The organism is Levilactobacillus namurensis DSM 19117 (assembly GCF_001434785.1).
Lineage (GTDB): Bacteria > Bacillota > Bacilli > Lactobacillales > Lactobacillaceae > Levilactobacillus > Levilactobacillus namurensis.
The window spans coordinates 51597-68922 of the sequence record NZ_AZDT01000042.1 but is presented as its reverse complement, the minus strand read 5'-3'; the positions used below and the strand labels follow the sequence as shown (position 1 = coordinate 68922).

The 17326-nt window shown below is 54.1% G+C and carries 13 protein-coding genes; 3 read left to right on the top strand and 10 right to left on the bottom strand.

What is annotated here, in order from left to right; genetic code table 11:
* Positions 1 to 30: 30 nt before the first annotated feature.
* The 8 genes from FD30_RS06700 to FD30_RS06665 all read right to left on the bottom strand — a co-directional run bounded on the left by FD30_RS06700 (position 31) and on the right by FD30_RS06665 (position 12112).
* Positions 31 to 714 carry a hypothetical protein gene (locus FD30_RS06700; RefSeq protein ID WP_056944392.1) on the bottom strand — a complete coding sequence of 228 codons (684 nt, stop codon included), beginning with the start codon at positions 712 to 714 and terminating at the stop codon, positions 31 to 33.
* Between the two features lie 138 nt (positions 715 to 852).
* Positions 853 to 2391 carry a multicopper oxidase family protein gene (locus FD30_RS06695; RefSeq protein WP_056944391.1) on the bottom strand — a complete coding sequence of 513 codons (1539 nt, stop codon included), beginning with the start codon at positions 2389 to 2391 and terminating at the stop codon, positions 853 to 855.
* A 213-nt stretch (positions 2392 to 2604) separates the two neighbouring features.
* Positions 2605 to 3984 (bottom strand): collagen binding domain-containing protein, encoded by a 1380-nt coding sequence (locus FD30_RS06690; protein ID WP_056944390.1) that lies wholly within the window; start codon positions 3982 to 3984, stop codon positions 2605 to 2607.
* Between the two features lie 152 nt (positions 3985 to 4136).
* On the bottom strand, positions 4137 to 4541 hold the full coding sequence (locus FD30_RS06685; protein ID WP_024747527.1) for an iron-sulfur cluster biosynthesis family protein: 405 nt from the start codon (positions 4539 to 4541) through the stop codon (positions 4137 to 4139).
* A 152-nt stretch (positions 4542 to 4693) separates the two neighbouring features.
* The gene (locus tag FD30_RS06680) at positions 4694 to 8326 is read right to left on the bottom strand and encodes a MucBP domain-containing protein (RefSeq protein ID WP_056944389.1); all 3633 of its coding nucleotides are present in this window, start codon (positions 8324 to 8326) and stop codon (positions 4694 to 4696) included.
* Positions 8327 to 9121: 795 nt separating this feature from the next.
* A complete protein-coding gene (locus FD30_RS06675) occupies positions 9122 to 9490 on the bottom strand; it encodes a GntR family transcriptional regulator (protein ID WP_024747525.1) in 369 nt (122 codons plus the stop codon).
* Between the two features lie 30 nt (positions 9491 to 9520).
* Positions 9521 to 11344 carry an FtsX-like permease family protein gene (locus FD30_RS06670; RefSeq protein WP_056944388.1) on the bottom strand — a complete coding sequence of 608 codons (1824 nt, stop codon included), beginning with the start codon at positions 11342 to 11344 and terminating at the stop codon, positions 9521 to 9523.
* A gap of 12 nt (positions 11345 to 11356) precedes the next feature.
* Positions 11357 to 12112: an ABC transporter ATP-binding protein gene (locus FD30_RS06665; RefSeq protein ID WP_024747523.1), complete on the bottom strand. Its 756-nt coding sequence runs from the start codon at positions 12110 to 12112 to the stop codon at positions 11357 to 11359.
* A gap of 578 nt (positions 12113 to 12690) precedes the next feature.
* Between FD30_RS06665 and FD30_RS06660 the strand changes: the two genes are divergently transcribed.
* Complete coding sequence (locus FD30_RS06660) at positions 12691 to 13644, top strand: aldo/keto reductase (protein WP_056944387.1); 954 nt, start codon at positions 12691 to 12693, stop codon at positions 13642 to 13644.
* A gap of 200 nt (positions 13645 to 13844) precedes the next feature.
* On the top strand, positions 13845 to 14801 hold the full coding sequence (locus FD30_RS06655; protein ID WP_024747521.1) for a Dyp-type peroxidase: 957 nt from the start codon (positions 13845 to 13847) through the stop codon (positions 14799 to 14801).
* Positions 14802 to 14907: 106 nt separating this feature from the next.
* Here the strand turns inward: FD30_RS06655 and FD30_RS06650 are convergent, their stop codons facing one another.
* Positions 14908 to 15345: an Rrf2 family transcriptional regulator gene (locus tag FD30_RS06650; RefSeq protein ID WP_056944386.1), complete on the bottom strand. Its 438-nt coding sequence runs from the start codon at positions 15343 to 15345 to the stop codon at positions 14908 to 14910.
* A gap of 13 nt (positions 15346 to 15358) precedes the next feature.
* Positions 15359 to 16234 carry an SDR family oxidoreductase gene (locus FD30_RS06645; RefSeq protein WP_056944385.1) on the bottom strand — a complete coding sequence of 292 codons (876 nt, stop codon included), beginning with the start codon at positions 16232 to 16234 and terminating at the stop codon, positions 15359 to 15361.
* 170 nt (positions 16235 to 16404) lie between these two features.
* Here FD30_RS06645 and FD30_RS06640 point away from each other — a divergent pair, with 170 nt between their 5' ends.
* A complete protein-coding gene (locus FD30_RS06640; RefSeq protein WP_056944384.1) occupies positions 16405 to 17166 on the top strand; it encodes a glucose 1-dehydrogenase in 762 nt (253 codons plus the stop codon).
* Positions 17167 to 17326 lie beyond the last annotated feature (160 nt).

Below are 17326 nucleotides of genomic sequence, written 5' to 3'. Positions count from 1 at the left end.
TGATGATCACTGCTGATGACGCTTTTGAAGTTAAGCTAAGTCTTCTGGGCCGTATAGGGCGTTGTGGTACAGCCACTTGCAGAAGCCTTCCGTATCGTGCTTGCGGTAAAAGTTGGCGACTGACCACTGGTACTCGGCGAACTGGTCCGGCAATAATAGGAGCACGCCGGCGCCCCGACTCATCAAGACGTGGTTGGCCACCAAGAACGCCGTGGCGCTGTTGCCATCCCGGTACAACTGATTCGCCAAGATATAAGCCAGCGCTTGTAACGCCCGGTCCGTGTAGTCCGGGTGTTTCAACCGCAACGTCACCAAGTCGTGTTGGACGGCTGCCGCCTGCGGAACCGGGATACCGAAGTCCTGATCCCCCACCATCACTGGTCCCACTCGGAGCTCGCCCCCGTTAAGCCCAATCCCTTCCGTGACCAAATCATTAATGTGGCCAAACGTTAGGAGGTCAAAGCCCTGGGGGGAGCTGGTCATGAACGCGACCGCCGTTCGGAGATTCATTAACCGCTGAGCCGACCGTTCCGTTAGCGTGGCGTTGACCAACCGACCCGTCACCAGCCGATTCAACTGCGTAAAGTCGGTCGAATCTCCCTCTAAATGGGCCAACATCGCAATCAACGGCACCTGATTGCGAATCAAGACCTGTTGCTCCGCCAACCGACTCAGGTGGTAACGACTCTGGGGGTACTGTCCCCGTTGTTCCATCCTGTCCATCCCCTTTACCTAGAATCCTTAGTTCAATGATACCCTTTTTTTGACCGGCCGACCAACCCAAAAGCCGCCGCGGTAATCCCCCAGTTTCGGGTGAGTCACCGCAGCGGCTGATGACCTCAATAGGCTAAATCACATCTGCATCCCCATCTTCTCGTAGGAACTCATTCCCGCGAGGTGGAGGTCCTTCACGTCGATGCCCCGTTCTTTCGCAACGGCCTTCATCAAGGTATCCATATCCATTAATTTATAGGTCTTATTCGGTTCTTCTGGTGTGTACGCTTGAATCTGCGCCATCATCCCACCGTCTTCGTGTTCGATGATATGGCAGTGGTACATGAAGACGCCCGGCTTATCGAACCAGACCTTCAAGCGGACCGTTTCCCCTGGGTTGACCCCGACGGTATCTTTGAAACCGTGTTCGTTAGGGTACGGGGCGTGGCCGTTACGGGAGACCACCAGGAATTGGGTCCCGTGCATGTGATACGGGTGGACCATCCCGCCATCCATTTCATTGGTGTTGGTCACATCCCAGAGTTCCACGTTGCCCACCTGTTGCTTGGCATCGATCCGCTGCATGGCGAACTTCTTGCCATCGATCATGACCTGTTCGTCCATCCCGGACATCACGACTTTGCGGACTGGCGTATTCGGCGTCACATCAGGGTCGGGAATATCGACCAGGTGATCCGGTAGCTTCACGTCTTCTCGTTGATAATCGTGAATGCGGAAACGAACGATTGGCACGTCATCACTGTACAGCGTCACGGTCTCACCAGGTTTGACGCTACCAAAGTCCACGATGATTTCGGCCCGTTCGGCACAGGTCAGCATCAGGTGCGTGAACTGGACGGGTTCCGGCATCACGCCACCATCCGAGGCCACTTGGGTAAACGGCAAATCGTGGCTAAAGTGTAGCCGCCATTCCCGCCGGTTCGCACCATCGAGGATCCGCAGGCGAATCCGTTGGGTGGTCACGTCAAAGTACGGGTTGATGGTCCCGTTGATCATCGGAGTCGGGCCTTGCACACCATCCGGATCATAGTCGGCATCGTAATCCCACTGATTATTCTCATGGAAGCGCCGGTCCTGTAAGACCAACGGAATGTCATCGACCCCGTAGTTCCGGGGGAACGGTAACTTGGCTTCCGTCTGGTCGGTGACCAGGACCATCCCCGCCAGACCGTGCCAGACCTGTTCAGCCGTCGATGGACACGGGTGCGCGTGCAGCCACAGCGTTGCGGCCGGTTGGTCGACCGTGAAGTCGATGTGCTGGGTCTCGCCCGGATAGACGGGGGCGTGGCACCCGCCATCGGTGTAAGGTCCCGGGACGTTTAAGCCGTGCCAGTGGAACGTGGTCAATTCTGGCAAGCTATTCTTCAAAGCAATGTGCATGTGCTTGCCCTTCTCAAAGACTAGCGTCTGCCCCAACAGTGTGGTGTTGTAGCCCCAGGTCTTGGTCTTGGCCCCTGGCAAGAGCTGCGTCTCGCCCGCCTGAGCTTCGACCGTGTAATAGGTATCCGTTGCGGTCTCCTTGTCCGGCTTCAAGAGCGGTGGAATCCGCAGGGCCTGTTGCGGCGTCTGGGGTTCCTCCAGCGGAACGTACCCGCCATCGTGCGTGTTATAGGCCGGTTCATCAAAGAAATAATCAGTGTAAGTTGGTTTTGTCATCTAACAAGACTCCCCTTCTTCGGATTAAATGCTTCTGGTTACCCTTTCATGATACCGCAAATTCTCACTTATCGACTGACCCGACGCAAAAAGCCGTCACCCTAAGGCAACGACTTCTCGCAATTTATTCATAAATTGACTGAAATTTAGTTCCCGACCAAACACTAACGGGTCCTTCTACCTGGTCAAGCAGTGACCATCACCCGCTAACGTTTAAAGTTGCCGCCGCAAGACACCGGCAATGAGCGTCCCGGTTAAGAGAACCAAACCGTAAACGGCGGTCTGCGTCTTGGCATCGCTGGTCTGGGGAAGCTTCCCCTGAGCGGCCCGCCGATGCGCTTGGGAGACGCCGACCACGTGGGCGTTCGCAGCTTTTTGCGTATTGGCTGGCTTAGAACTTGGCTTGGTGGTTGCCGTCGGTTGTTTGGACGCAGCTTCCTTGTTGGCCGTTTCCTGTTCCTCGGCTTCACGGTCCTTTTCTTCTTGCGCGGTTTCGGTCCCGCCATCAATATCGGTAGTCCCGGTATCGGGCTTGCCGTCACCATCAACGTCTACGTTGTCGCCTGGTTCGACACTCCCGTTGTCGCCGCCTTCGTTACCGCCGTTCTCATCAACGTCGGTCCCGCCGGCATTACCGTTACCGGAGCCTGTGTTCTTACTGCTGGTCGACACCTTGCCGTTGGCACTTTCTTTGTTGGTCCCACCGTTCGTACCGGCCCCCCAGGTCAGGTCTGCCTTGTTCCGGAAGACGTAACCATCGTGGACCACGGACGGATCATCGATACTGGTGTAGTAGTCGATCGCGTACATCTCGGTGACCGTATCGTTGAACTTCACGGTGAACCCGTCACTGGTGTAGGTAACCGTGTAGTCCTGACCCTCAACTAAGGGGGTGGCCTCTCGTACGTAGGTCCCGCCGACCACATCATCGCGCCAGTGAGCTTCGGTGATCGTGAGGCCCGGAATCATGGTCTGGTTGTCCCCAATCTTATCCTTGACCGTGAGATTCTTCATCTCGATCGGTTGCCGGTTGACCAGGACCGTCCACTTCACTTGGTTGGTGTCTTCTTGGATGGTCCCTTTCTTAGAGATGTTGGCCAGGTCCGGCACAATGTTGATCACATCGTGGTGGTCATTCGGGAAGTTCACGGGTTGTTCCCCAGTAGCCGTCCCGTTGTACTTAGTCGCCAGGTTCAAGGTCATTTCCTTATCCTTTAACCCCTCAACCTTTTCGTTTAAGGTCACTTCGACCTTATCGCCACCCTTAGTGACTTTACCAACGCCGATAACGGTTCCATCCGGCGCCGTCACGTCAAACGTGTCGTCCCGTGATGACTTTAAGTTATCTGGTAGTGGGACGCTGATCACGTCCTGGTTATGTAAGGCGAGATCACCAAACTCCAAGTGGTACTGGATGTTTACTGTATCGGATACCTTGAAATCCGGTCCGTTGGTAACTTTCGCCGTGGTTAGGTACTGACTACCATCAATGGTTGCCGCTTGTGCGGTTAGCTGTGCTTGTCCCCAAAAAACAACCACAACCGTTGCGACCAATAGCAGAAGCCATTGGACTACTTTATATTTTTTACTCAAAAAGGTCCCCTCCTTCAACAACTTTCACTCTCGAGTATACGCGCCATTGCCTAACCTGACCACCTTCTTTGTCCCGCATTCCCTAAAAAAACAAAAAAGCCACCCGCAAATTCACGGGTGGCTCGTCATCGTTTACTTTAGGTTGGCCCCGCTTAGCAGATACGAGTACCTAACGTCTGCATTTCTTTCTTCAAGTCCAGCTTGGACTTCTCTTCAGCGGTGTAGGTCACCAGACCCACGGCGCTGTCGATGATCCCACTGTCGTCCCGTAAGGCGAGTTGGTTGTGCACCCGGTCGAGGGTCAAGCCGTTACTCAGGTACAGGGCATCCGTCTTACTGGTCCAGAGTTGATAACCCGCGTTGTTGTCGACGGGAATCTCGTAAGCGGGATCCTTAGCCGTCAAAGCGACGAACTGGAATTTATCCCCAATGGCACAACTACCACCAATGGTCGAATACTTATTCGAGCCATCATCAGTCGTCAGTAATAACACACTATCTGCATCGATGTTGGCGTCCAGGTAAGCCTTAGCCGCTTCTTTAATCGTTAATTGCATGGTATCGACTCCTTCTCTTCTATTCTGCCACAACTCAATTGTACACAATTATTTATACACCCTTTAAACGCCCCTGTAAAGTCAGACGACTCGCATAACTACCAAAAAAGGGACGGGCAATCTCTGTCCATCCCTTACGTTAATCCCTATCATTAGTGCCGTTGCCGGCTAAAGATCCATCCCGTCACCGCCGTTAAGCTACCTAACAGGGTGGCTCCGATGACCTGCAACCAAGACTGTTGCCGGTCGTTGGTCTGCGGTAACTGCGTGGTGGTCGTTGCCTGGTCAGGCTGACTCGCCGTCACGGTCCCCTTAGTAGCCAGTGGTTGTGCTGAATGCTCAGTAGTCGCCTGCATGGCCGCCGGATCAATCGTTGCAGCATCGCCACCCTGGCGAACCAACGTCGCGACTTTCTCAGGCGCGACCTGGTCAGTTAAGGTTGGGGCTTCAGCTAACTGCGCGCCATCCCCCGCTTCTTGTGCGGGTTGTTCCGGCGTTACGGGTGGTTCGGGGACGCCCGGTTGCTCCGGCACCTCTGGCGTTTCAGGAACGTCCGGTGTCTCGGGCTGGTCCGGTTGGTCCGGATTCCCGTGGTCGCCGCCACCACCGGTCTGAATCTTCCGGTACAGGTAAACCACGTTCTGGTCTTCCTTGGTGTAGGTGCCTTGCGCGTTGAACGGCGTGCTGACCAACTGATAATCCCCCGGTACCGTCGCCAGTGGTTCACTGGTGTAGTCCGTGGTGACCTGCCCCGTTAATGTAACGGGGTCGGCCAAGTCGTTGCCCTGCAAGTCTTGGTAGTGCACGATGACTTGACCGTTGACCACTTTAAAGTAGACGTTGATGGGCGCCGTGCCCTTTGCCAGCTTCACAATCAACTGCTGGCCGGCAACGGTCCCACTGGTCGCGTGGTCGAGTTCAAAGCCCGCTAACGTGGGAAGGTCAATGTTCCGTAACGTTCCCGTGGTCCCGTTCACCGTCACATCCGGCGCCAAGGTCTGGCCATCCGGATCAACGAAATGAATCAACTGCTGATAGATGACGGGGGTGAAGTACACGTTAATTGGTGACTCATCGTTGGCAATAGTCAGCGTCAGTTGCCCATCCGTCAACGTGCCTGCGGTGGTCTTCTCCGGGTCGACCTGGTAATCATCAATGTTCGGCAAATCCAGAACCTGTTGACTGTCCTTGGTCCCTGTTACCGTTTGAGCTGGCGCTAATTCGTTTCCGTCAGCGTCGATGAAGTGCACTAGGTGTTGGTAGACTGCCTGTTTGAAGTACACGTTGATCGGTGACTCATCATTGGCAATGGTCAGGGTCAGTTGCCCGTCCGCTAACGTGCCTGCGGTGGTCTTCTCCGAATCGGCCACGTAATCATCAATGGTCGGTAAGGTCAGCGTCTGCTGGCTGTCTTTGGTCCCCGCCACCGTTTGGGCTGGCGCTAATTCGTTTCCGTCCGCGTCAATGAAGTGTACCAGGTGCTGGTAGACCGCCTGCTTGAAGTACACGTTGATCGGTGACTCATCGTTGGTAATGGTCAGGGTCAGTTGTCCGTCCGTTAGCGTGCCTGCGGTGGTCTTCTCCGAATCGGCCACGTAATCATCAATGGTTGGCAAAGTCAGCGTCTGCTGGCTGTCCTTGGTCCCCGCTACCGTCTGGGCTGGCGCTAATTCGTTTCCGTCCGCGTCAATAAAGTGTACCAGGTGCTGGTAGACTGCCTGTTTAAAGTACACGTTGATCGGTGTGTTCGCGTCCGTCAGGGTCACCTCAAGCTGTCCGTTCGCCACGGTTCCCGCATCGCTATGGTCCACCACGTAATCCGCGATGGTCGGCAGCTGTAAGGTCTGCGTACTCCCCACGGCTCCACTAACGGTGCCGGCTGGGTGGAGAACCGTGCCATCGTCGCCAATGAAGTTGACCACTTGTTGGATGGTCGCGGCCTTGAAGTAAACGTAGATGTCCGCGTTCTCTTGATCCAGCGTACCCGCTAACGTGTAGCCGGTCTGGGCATCACCGGTTGCGGTCGCACCCTGGGTCCGGTCGTAAGTGTAGCCGTCAATCGTGGGCACTTGGTAGGTCCAGGTATCCCCCCGACCACCGATTTGATCCGCTGCGGGTTGCAGGGCGTTTCCTGCTTGATCAACCAAATGGATGACTTGCTTAAAGCCGAATTCCAAGAACACCCGACCGGCATCCGTTCCAAAGGTCCCCTGAGTCCCCGCTACACTGGCCGCATCCGATGGCGAGCTTAGTGTGCTAGCCCGAACCAGCGTGAATCCCTTTTTAGCTAACTCTGCGATAGTCTGTTGGACGTTACTCATCTTAAGGGCGTCGAAGTCCGTTCCCGTGGCCCCGTTGATGGTCACATCCGGTGCTAGGGTCACCCCATCGATCAGCTTGAAGTTCACGGCCGACGCCCCGACGCCTGCGACCAGCTTGTAGGGAATCGTGACTGTAGCGGTCCAGTTAAAAGGCTCCGCTGGGTCTTCACTTTGAATCCCATTGTCCTGCGACATTTTATAAATTAATTGTCCAGTTGTGGGCCCGGACGAAACGTCCCAAGAAATCATCCGAAATTCATCTGAAGCAATTCCAGTTGATCCCTGATTTTCCGTAACGGACGAAATGTCTTTATTGTTTGAACTAAGAGCATTGGTAATAAACAGATTCGAATAAAATGGCGAGGTAGTTACGTACGACTTGGTATCCGGATTCAACGTGACCTCTGGCAAAACCAGCTCTTGATTAACCACGTTAACCATAAACATATCGTTCTTGTTCTTTACCATTAACGGTCGTACGTCAAAAATCTGATTATAACTCATTGACCAAACGGAAAAACCACCCGCGTCATTAACCGCTTGGGCCACGTCCTTCAAGGCGGAAATATCCGAGACTTGGTTCTTACTGATGGTCAAGAAGCTTAATTTCTTACTATTCGCTAAAGCGGAAATATCCGTTAAGGCGCCCCGGTACGTGTCGTCCTTTTTCCAAATTTCACTAGCCGTACTGTTAGGGGTGATGGTTAAATTGGTTAAATTCGGCGCGTATTCAAGTCCCTGAAGTGACTTAATTCCGGTCACCACATTATAGTAAGCTTCATCCGTCTGCTCCAGACTAGAATCAGCAACCAGACTAGTTAACTGTTTCATCATATCCGGCGTAATTTCCGAAACCGAAGTTAACCCTAATTTGTTTTTCGTATTTAAAGTTTTGAGGACTAACTGTTGTAGATTCTTGTCCGGCATCCACTGATCAATACTAGTAGGTACGGTGTCCGCCAAGACTTGCTTGGCCTTTAGAACCGTTGGCGTCACGGTCGCATTCGACTGGTCAGTGAGGTCACCGGCCGGCTGGTCTGTATCACCGATAGCCGGCTGATCTTCCTTGGGAGCGGGCGTCGTCTCGTCGTTCGATTGAGGAACCGTGGTCGTCGATTCCGTCTTAGCCGGCGCCACATCATCTTTCTGACCCGTGGTTGCCGGCTGGTTCGTTGACGATTCAGATGATGTTCCGGCTTGCGACGATTCGTCCGCCGGCTGACTTGACTCATCTTCTGTAGCGGTGTCGCCCGCTTTTAACGTCACCGTGGATGATTCGGTCGCGGCTTTGGGCGCCGTCTGCGTGGTCGCTGCCGAACTCTCGGCAGTCTCCGACGTCTGGTCTGCACGTGCCGTTACCGTACCTAAGCTTCCTAATAAGAGGGTTCCGGCAACGATGCCCGTTGCCGTCCAGGTTTTCCCTAAAGTTTGGTGAACCATGTTGGGTTGTTTTAGTCGTGTCATCGTTACCATACTCCTCATTTTTAAGTACCTAGTTAAGGGTCAAAATAAAGCAATTTGTGAAACCGTTACCACGGCTTAACTATAACGTATAATTCTGGGTAATTCAACAAAAATGATGGTTTATAGTATGCGCTTTATAAAACAATTATCAACCATATTCCTTGATGATTCGGGATTTTGCTTAAAGTTTCACCTTTTTAAATCTGTTACTAAGTTCTGTAACCTAACCCAACTGACCCTCGCGGCTATTTCTCCAAATCGACCACCGATAAACCCGTCACCTGCGGGCTAGTTTTAAGAACCACGTTAATCGCCAAAATCAAAACCCGGAACACAAAGGACCCCCCAAGATTGAACTTAACGGCCAACCTTGGGGGTTCCTTTAGCTTATTTTTCGATTATGGACAACTTTTGACAAACCTATTTTAGAAAATGATGTCATCACCCTAAAAATAGGGTCCCCCGAAAATCTTACACGAGTCACTCCTATTCCAGAACGCCGTGACAGAAAAATCAAACGTAGGTAGAAGCCGTGAGGGCGGCCAGACAGGGCTCAGCCGTGACATTTTCCTTGGTGAGCGTTTTCCAGCTCGCCTAGGAAAAGGCCCAGCTTCGAGACCACCTTTTGGCTCGAAGTGGTGCCCCCGGCGTTCCAGCCCTGTCTGGCCGCCCGGTAAGGCGCTGACTAACACATCCGCTGCGGTTTTCGTTTTATTCCGCAACCCAAGCCAAAAGTCCCCCGCAAGTCAATCAACTGACTTACGGGGGACTGCGCGATTCTGCCGCAACCGACGGCTAGTCCGAATAGGACCGCTTGATCAACGCAATCACGTCGGCTTCGGACAAGTTTAATTTCTTAGCTTCACTGGTGAAGCGGCTCACGTAACGGTCGTAGAACTGCGACCGGCGCTTGTTGCGAATAATCTCGGCGGCATCGGCCGTGACGAACATGCCGACCCCCCGCCGTTTCTCGATCATCCCCGCAGCCACCACCCGGTTCATCCCCTTGAGGACGGTCGCCGGATTAATGTGGAATTCCTTGGAGACTTCCGTAGTGGAAGGGACCTGTTCGCCCGCCTGATAGACCCCCGTGAAGATGGCCTCTTCGACCTGCTCGGCCACTTGTAAATAAATGGGTTCTGGACTATCAAAATTAAATCGCATAAGACTCTCTCACATTCTTTTGAACTCGGTTTAGTCCTGCAAAGTCTCGCTAGGCATCACAAGGTTTAAGTATAACCCCAGCGTGATCAGATAGTAGATGACATACAGCCCAATGAAAATCGCAAACGTGGTCCCAATTCCCAGGTAAGGGCTCATGGGGGCCGACATCAACGGCTTGAACATCTGTAATCCAAACAGAACGTCTACGATTCCCATGATACCAGGAATTGCGAATAAAATCCCAATTTCTTTTGCCAGACCGCCGCGCATCAACGACCGGCGGACCCCAATCTTGTTCAACATCGCGTACCGGCGCAAGTCGCCTGGTGCACCGGACAGAATCTTGAACATCAAGCAGGACGCCAGCATGGCCAGAAAGGCGATTCCCAAGAAGTACCCGATAAATTCAAGGCCCCCAAAGACGCCGTTCATCATCTGGTAAGACTCATAGGTCCCGACCACGAGCGACCCATCATGCGGCGCGGGAAATCGCCGTTGCTCACTCTTAGATAACTTGCCTAGAGTCTCCAAATCATTGGCGAGGTGCTTGACCCGTAATGTGGTTACGGTATAGGTCTTGCCGTTCAACCGGGCAAACGCCGCAGCACTCACGATTTTAGGAGCCTTAAAGTCCCCCAACTTGTTGGGATTCAGCACAATGAAGTTCATCGATTGGCTCCCAGACTTCTTAAACTTCGCCAGGGATTCCGTGTAGAACTTAGGTGTGGCGTTGGTCTTGTTTGAGTACTTTTGTTGCTGGTACGGCGTGCGTTTGAGTTCGGCAGCGTTGTAGTAGGTGGTCTGCCCCACAACCTTTTGGGTGTAGGTGGCTTGGTGGGCCAAGTCTAATTGCCCCATCCAGTGCTTCTGTTGCGCGTTGGGGTTATGAATGGCGACCGAGTAGTCCCCCAAGGAATCGGCGACCAGCGGCATCTGCCGGTGATACCCCGACCCGACCGTGATGGCCCCTAACGCCATGGCGAATAATAAGGAAACAATCGTTAACATCCGCGTGTAGTCGTGCACCCGGAAGTTCAACTGCCCCAACAAGAACCCGTTTAAGTGTTTCCGGGCCCACTTGGTCCGCCGCAGCCCCCGAATCACCGCTAGTACGGTCGCGTGGAAGATCAGGTAGGTCCCCAGCGTAATCGTGACCAGCGCCAGTGGAATCGCGGTCAATTTGAGTTGTTCGATGGCCGCCATAGCCCAGTAGCCCACAGCTACCAACGCCAAGCCCAAGAGGCCAGCGATGAATTGCCGAACGGGCCGAACCTTTGGCTGGTTTGCCTGCTGGTCGGCGTGCAGAAGGTTCTGGACCGTGGTCCGCATCAAGCGCATCAGGTTAAACAGCGACGCCAGAATAAACAAACCGACATATAGCACGGCCGTGAAGAGGACGGCCGGCAGGTAAAATGACACTAGGTGACTGAGGTGTAAGCCCAGTCGGTCTAATAGGAAGCCGACCAGAAACTTGCTGGCTAAGATTCCCAGCAGGATACCGACCACCGTGGCGACGGTCCCCAGAATCAAGGTCTCTAAGAAAACCAGTTCTCCGACCCGCTTGCGTTTGGCCCCCAGCATCATGAACAGCCCATAGTCGTGCTGACGCATACTCAGTAGGAACGAGTTGGCATACATAATGTAGACGACCGTGATCAGGGCCAATAAGACGGCCCCGAAACCGAAGACGATACTGGCCGATTGAACGACCGCGTTGGCCTTGATGAAGGCCTGGTTCGTGGCTAAGTTGGCGAACATGTAGAAGATGGCGGCCGACATGGTCAACCCGGCCAATAAGACCAGGTAGTCGCGCCGGCGGTTCTTAACGCCCGCTAAAGCTAATTTCGTTAACATCCTGGTCCCCCCCTATTCGCTAAACGTTCCGAGTTCCGTCAGAATCTGTTGGTAAAAGGTCCGCCGGTCTTGGTCGTCCCGCCGCAGTTCGGAGCCAATCTGACCATCCTTGATGAACAGGATGCGTTGGCAGAAGCTGGCTGAGAACGGATCATGCGTGACCAACAGGACTGACATCTGTTGTTCCTGGTTGATTGTGGTTAGCAGGTCCAAAAGCTCCCGGGCACTGGTCGAATCCAGGGCTCCGGTCGGTTCATCCCCCATCAGGATGGCTGGCTGATGCACGATGGCCCGAGCCGCCGCGACCCGTTGCTTCTGGCCCCCCGATAGTTGCGCCGGATACTTCTTTAAGAGGTCCGTGATCGATAGCGTCTCCGCTACTTGATGGATGGCTTGGTCCATGACCCGCGATGCCGTCCCCTTCAAGGCCAACGGCAATCCGATGTTTTCCTCCGCCGTCAGACTTTCTAGCAGGTTGAAGTCCTGAAAGATGAACCCGACTTCTTGGGCCCGGAAGTCAGCCAACTGGTTGCCTCGCATCTTGGTCACATCGTGGCCGTTAACGATGACGTCCCCGTTAGTCGGCGTGTCTAACGTCGATAACATGTTTAACAAGGTGGTCTTCCCCGAACCGGAAGCCCCCATGATCCCCACGAATTCCCCTTCAGCGACCGAGAAGTTCAAGCCCTTCAAGGCCGTGTATGGGCGTTCGCCCGCTTTACCGTATGTTTTTTCTAAGTTGTGCACATCAACAACCGCATTCGTCATGGTTAAATCCCCCGTTGGTTAGTTTATTGGTTAGTTACTTGTGTAATTAACTATAACGGTATTTAGATAAAAGTCAATCCTTAATTTAAAAATTCCGCCGTTTCTCCCACTTCGGTCAGTCACCACCCCCACCAGACAGATTGTTAGCCGTGACGCCATCCCCGCGGTAAACTTAATGTGTATTAAAACAATTTAGGAGTTATAAAAAAGTAACCTATCTGGTATCGTCCAGCTCCTGGAGCGCCCTTGTAGGACCTGCCTACAAGCCATACCTATAATGGCTTACCAACAAATCGGCAACACCTTATTAGCTCACCAAGAGTTCACATCAGAATGTGATCGCCATGAAGTAGATTAATATGCTAAAACGTAAGCCGTGAGGGCGGTCAGACAGGGCTCAGCCGTGAAATTTGACTTGGGGAGCGTTCTGAGCTGCCCTAGTCAAAGGCCCAGCTTCGAGACCGCTCTTTGGCTCGAAGTGGTGCCCACGGCGTTCCAGCCCTGTCTGGCCGCCCGGTAAGGCGGATGACATCCACCCACGTACTTTTTAATACTCCTAGGAAAGAAGGACTTTTAGGATGAAACAACTCAACTTAGCGGGAACCAACTGGCAAGCTTCCGCCGTGGCCTTAGGTATCATGCGCATGGCCGGCCTGTCCGTCGACGACGCGGCCAAAGCCTTGGAAGCCGCTCACGATGCCGGCATTAACTACATTGACTCCGCCGATATTTACGGCGACGGGGCTTCTGAGACCAAGTTCAAGGACGCCTTAGCTGCATCGAACTTGTCGCGAAATGACTTCTACATCCAATCCAAGGGGGGTATCATCTTGGACCCCGCACGGAGTCACGACGGCTTGGTCTTCGGGAAGCGCTACGACTTCTCCAAGCAACACCTGCTGGACGCCGTGGATGGCATCCTGTCCCGGATGGGCATCGATTACCTGGACGCCTTTCTGTTACACCGGCCCGATCCTCTGATGGATCCCGCCGAAGTCGCTGACGCGTTCGATACCCTGCAACGCGAAGGTAAGGTTCGCCATTTTGGGGTATCCAACTTCAACCCGCAACAGTACCTGATGCTCCAAGAAGCGCTCGACCAGAAGCTGATGTTCAACCAGCTCCAGTTCGGCCCCGCCCACACTGGGATGATCGACGCCGGGATGCACGTCAACATGGAAGACAAGTGGGCCGTTGACCGCGATGGCGGCTCCTTAGAATTCGCTCGGCGCAAGCACATCCAGATTCAAGCGTGGTCCCCATTCCAATACGGGATGTTCGCCGGGATGATCATTGATGATCCTAAGTACCAGAAACTCAATGACGAACTACAAAAGTTAGCCGACAAGTACGGCGTTTCCAAGAACGGCATCGTCATCGCCTGGATTCTCCGGCACCCAGCTAACGTTCAAGTCCTCTTAGGAACCATGACCCCCGCCCACATTGCGGACAGTGCCGCCGGTGCGGACGTCACGTTGACCAAGCAAGAATGGTACGACGTCTACTTCGCCGCGGGGAATACGTTACCTTAACCGTCAAAAAGCGTTGATTTTACGGAAAATCAACGCTTTTTATTAGCTAAATTATCAACTGATTAACGTTTTAGCTAAGAACGATTCTAATTGATTGACTCCCCCTCTGGATTTTTGTAGGCTAAAATTAGCGTCATTGTTTTGACCGGTTTTCCACTGGGGGAACCGGACTCAGCTAATCAAACAGGAGGGGATTTTTCATGCCAATCAATCCGAGTCGCGCTCAAGATGTCTGGAAAGATGTGGGCGAACATGTCCAATTCACGGTCCTCAAACTCAACCGGCAAGACCAAGCCCAAGAACAGGCTGTCTTCCAAGAATTTGCCGACCGTTCTCAAGCCATCATCCGGTCACTGAAGATTCGGGACGCCAAGCCAGCCACGGGCTCGCAACTCAAGGTCGCTATCGGGATCAGTAGCGCTGCCTGGGATTACCTGTTCCCAGATGCCCCTAAGCCCGCGGAATTGGAGACTTACCAAGAACTCCAAGGACCGAAGTACAAGATGCCCGCCACGGAAGGCGACATCTTCCTACACATCCGGGCATCCGACGCCGCCGTGGTCTACGAAGCGCAGACCCAATTCCGGCGGGTCCTGGGCCCCATCACCACAGTGGTCGATGAGACCCAAGGCTTCCGCTACTTCGAAGGCCGGGCCATCATCGGCTTCATCGACGGTACGGAAGCGCCAGCGATCGAAGATGCCGCGGACTACGCCTTAGTTGGTGACGAAGACCCGACCTTTGAGAACGGTTCCTACGCGTTCGCCCAGAAGTGGGAACACGACATGAGCACCTGGGACCACCTCAAGACCGAGACCCAGGAGAAAGCCGTTGGCCGGGAAAAGTTCAGCGACTACGAACTCGAAGACGACGACAAGTTCAAGAACGCCCATAACGTGGCGTCCAAGTTCGAAGAAAACGGCGTTGAACAGAAGATTGTTCGGATGAACGTGCCGTTTTCCGCGCCAGCTTCCGGCAAGACCGGGACCTACTTCATTGGTTACGCCCGGCACTGGAAGGTCACCAAGGGCATGCTGACCAACATGGTCGAGAAGAGCGACTACCTCCTGACCTTCTCTAAAGTCTTGACGGGCCAAGCCTTCTTCGTTCCATCCCGGGACTTACTGGCCCGGATGGCGGAAGGCGAATTTCACTAAAATTCATTAAACTTACCCACCATCTAAAAAGCGGCAGGAGCACCCATCATCGCGTGTTCCTGCCGCTTTTGTCGTCTAATGATCTCCTTGAAGTGGTCACGTTTCTTTACAAATTAGCCCGTTTCCGTTCCCGTACCTGGATCTCGCTGATCAGTTCGGCTAACGTGATCTGGGCCATCTGGTTCTCCGCCGCGCGCTGGACCTGCTGGTACGCACCGCGCAGGGTCTCTTGAATGTTGCCCCCCACGATACACTGCGGGTTGGTCCGGTCATCCACGTGCAACAAGTCGCCGTCCGGTTCCACGGCCCGGTAAATATCCAACAACGACATGGTCGCCGGGTCTCGTAACAGGTGGGGTTGGGCACTCCCCCGTTGCGTGGCCAGCAGTCCGGCTTGGCGCAACGCCCCCATCAACCGCCGCACCAACGCCGGGTTAGACTCCACGCTGGCCGCAATGGCCTGACTACTGAGGTCCCCATCCCGGTAGATCTCGACGTACGCCAGGATATGGACCGCATCACTCAATCGGTGAGAATAACGCATCCCATTTTCCCCCTTACTTGGTCGTTGACGCCGTTGCCAGACTCGCCTTCAAGAAATCCGGCAACGACTGGGCTGATCGGCCCATAATCTGGTGGTAGTCGTCCGTGACCGTCGCCAACAGCCCCTGCGCGCCGCCCGCGTACATCGAGGCCAGCATATGGCCCTCGTTGCCCTGGTTATAGAGGTCACTGAACTGCTGGAGCGTCACCGGGGCGTAACCAATCTTGGCCCCGGAAATTTGACTGAGTACTGCGGCCAGCGCCGGCATGGTGTACGACCGTTCCTGGGTCAACGTGTAGACCGACTGTTGCCATAGCCGCGGCGTGACGGCAACCTGGGCAAAGGCCGCCGCGCTATCGGCCAGACTGATGAAGCTCAACGACGCATCCCCCATGGGATAGATCACGTTTTGCCGTTCAATCAACTCTGGTAAATAGGGCACCAGCGGGTCGGCGTACAGCGCGTTACGCAAGATGGTGTAGGACAATCCCGTCTCGGCCAAGCGCCGAGGCAGGTAGCCGTAAAAAGCTGACAGGTCGAACGGGTTATCGGCCTGATCGGCGATGAACCCCATGGCCAGGAAGTGGCCCACGTGCGCCGCCTGGGCGGCCGTCAAGACGTGTTCCAACTCGGTCACCCGACTAAAACTGTCGTGACTCTTGCTGGGAATATAGATCACCACGTCCGCATCCTGCAAAGCCGCCTGCACACTGGCCACGTCTTGATAATCCAACTTTTGAATCGTCATCCCCTGATTCGCGAACGCCTGGGCTTTAGCGGGCGTGTGGACCCCTAGCGTAATGTTTGTGGCGGGTGTACGTTGTGCCAACTCTTGAACCACCCGTTGACCTAAATGTCCGGTTGCTCCGGTGACCACATATTTTGTCATTTATCCCATTCCTTTCTAAATTACCGTCTAGTTGTTACTCATAACATTACATCTTTATTTCCCTGCGTCAACTATTTACCATTATGAGGCAAATACTCACCATAATTTAAGCGTTACCACCCCCAAAAGCAGGTATACTTAGGGTGAAACTAATTAAGGGAGTGATTTACATGGGGCAATTAACGGGTAAAGTCGCCATCGTCACGGGAGCGGGTTCCGGTATGGGGCGGTCCATGGCCGAACTCTTTGCCAAGGAAGGCGCTAAAGTAGTCGCCGCTGACGTCAATCAAGACGGGCTAGACGAAACGGTCAAAGCCATCACGGATGCGGGCAATACCGCGACCGGTGTCCGGACCGACGTCACTAACGAAGCGCAGGTCAAGGCCATGGTCCAAACGGCGGTCGACCAGTACGGTCAATTGGACATCTTAGTCAACAACGCCGGCATCATGGACAACATGTCACCAGTCGGTAGCCTGACCACCGAACTGTGGGACAAAGTCATGACGGTCAACACCACCAGTGTGATGCTGGCCACCCGTGAGGCGCTACGCTTATTCACCAAGCAAAAGAGCGGCGTCATCTTGAACATCGCCTCGGTTGGCGGCATCGCCGGTGGCCGGGCCGGTGCGGCTTACACGGCCTCTAAGCACGCCGTGGTCGGACTGACCAAGAACACCGCCTACATGTACGAGAACCAAGGCATTCGGACCAACGCCATCGCTCCCGGTGGGATCAAGACCAACATCGCCGATTCAATGGGCGACATCAACCACGAGGGACTGACCCGGCAAAGTATCGGCATGCCGCTCTCCCCTAAGCCGGGATCCGGTAACGAAATCGCGCAGACGGCGCTGTTCCTGTGTTCCGACGCGGCCAGCTACGTCAACGGGGTCATTGTCCCTGTCGACGGCGGTTGGACCAGCTACTAAACTGAATTTTAAAGGCGTTCCGGCTGACCGGAACGCCTTTTTTGAACGACCTAGAACTCTCCACTACTGTCGCTTTTTAACCTATCACGCCAATCTCTTGGCCATTTTTTAAAATGCCCAAAAAATAACACGCTGACCCATTTCGGGTAAGCGTGTTATT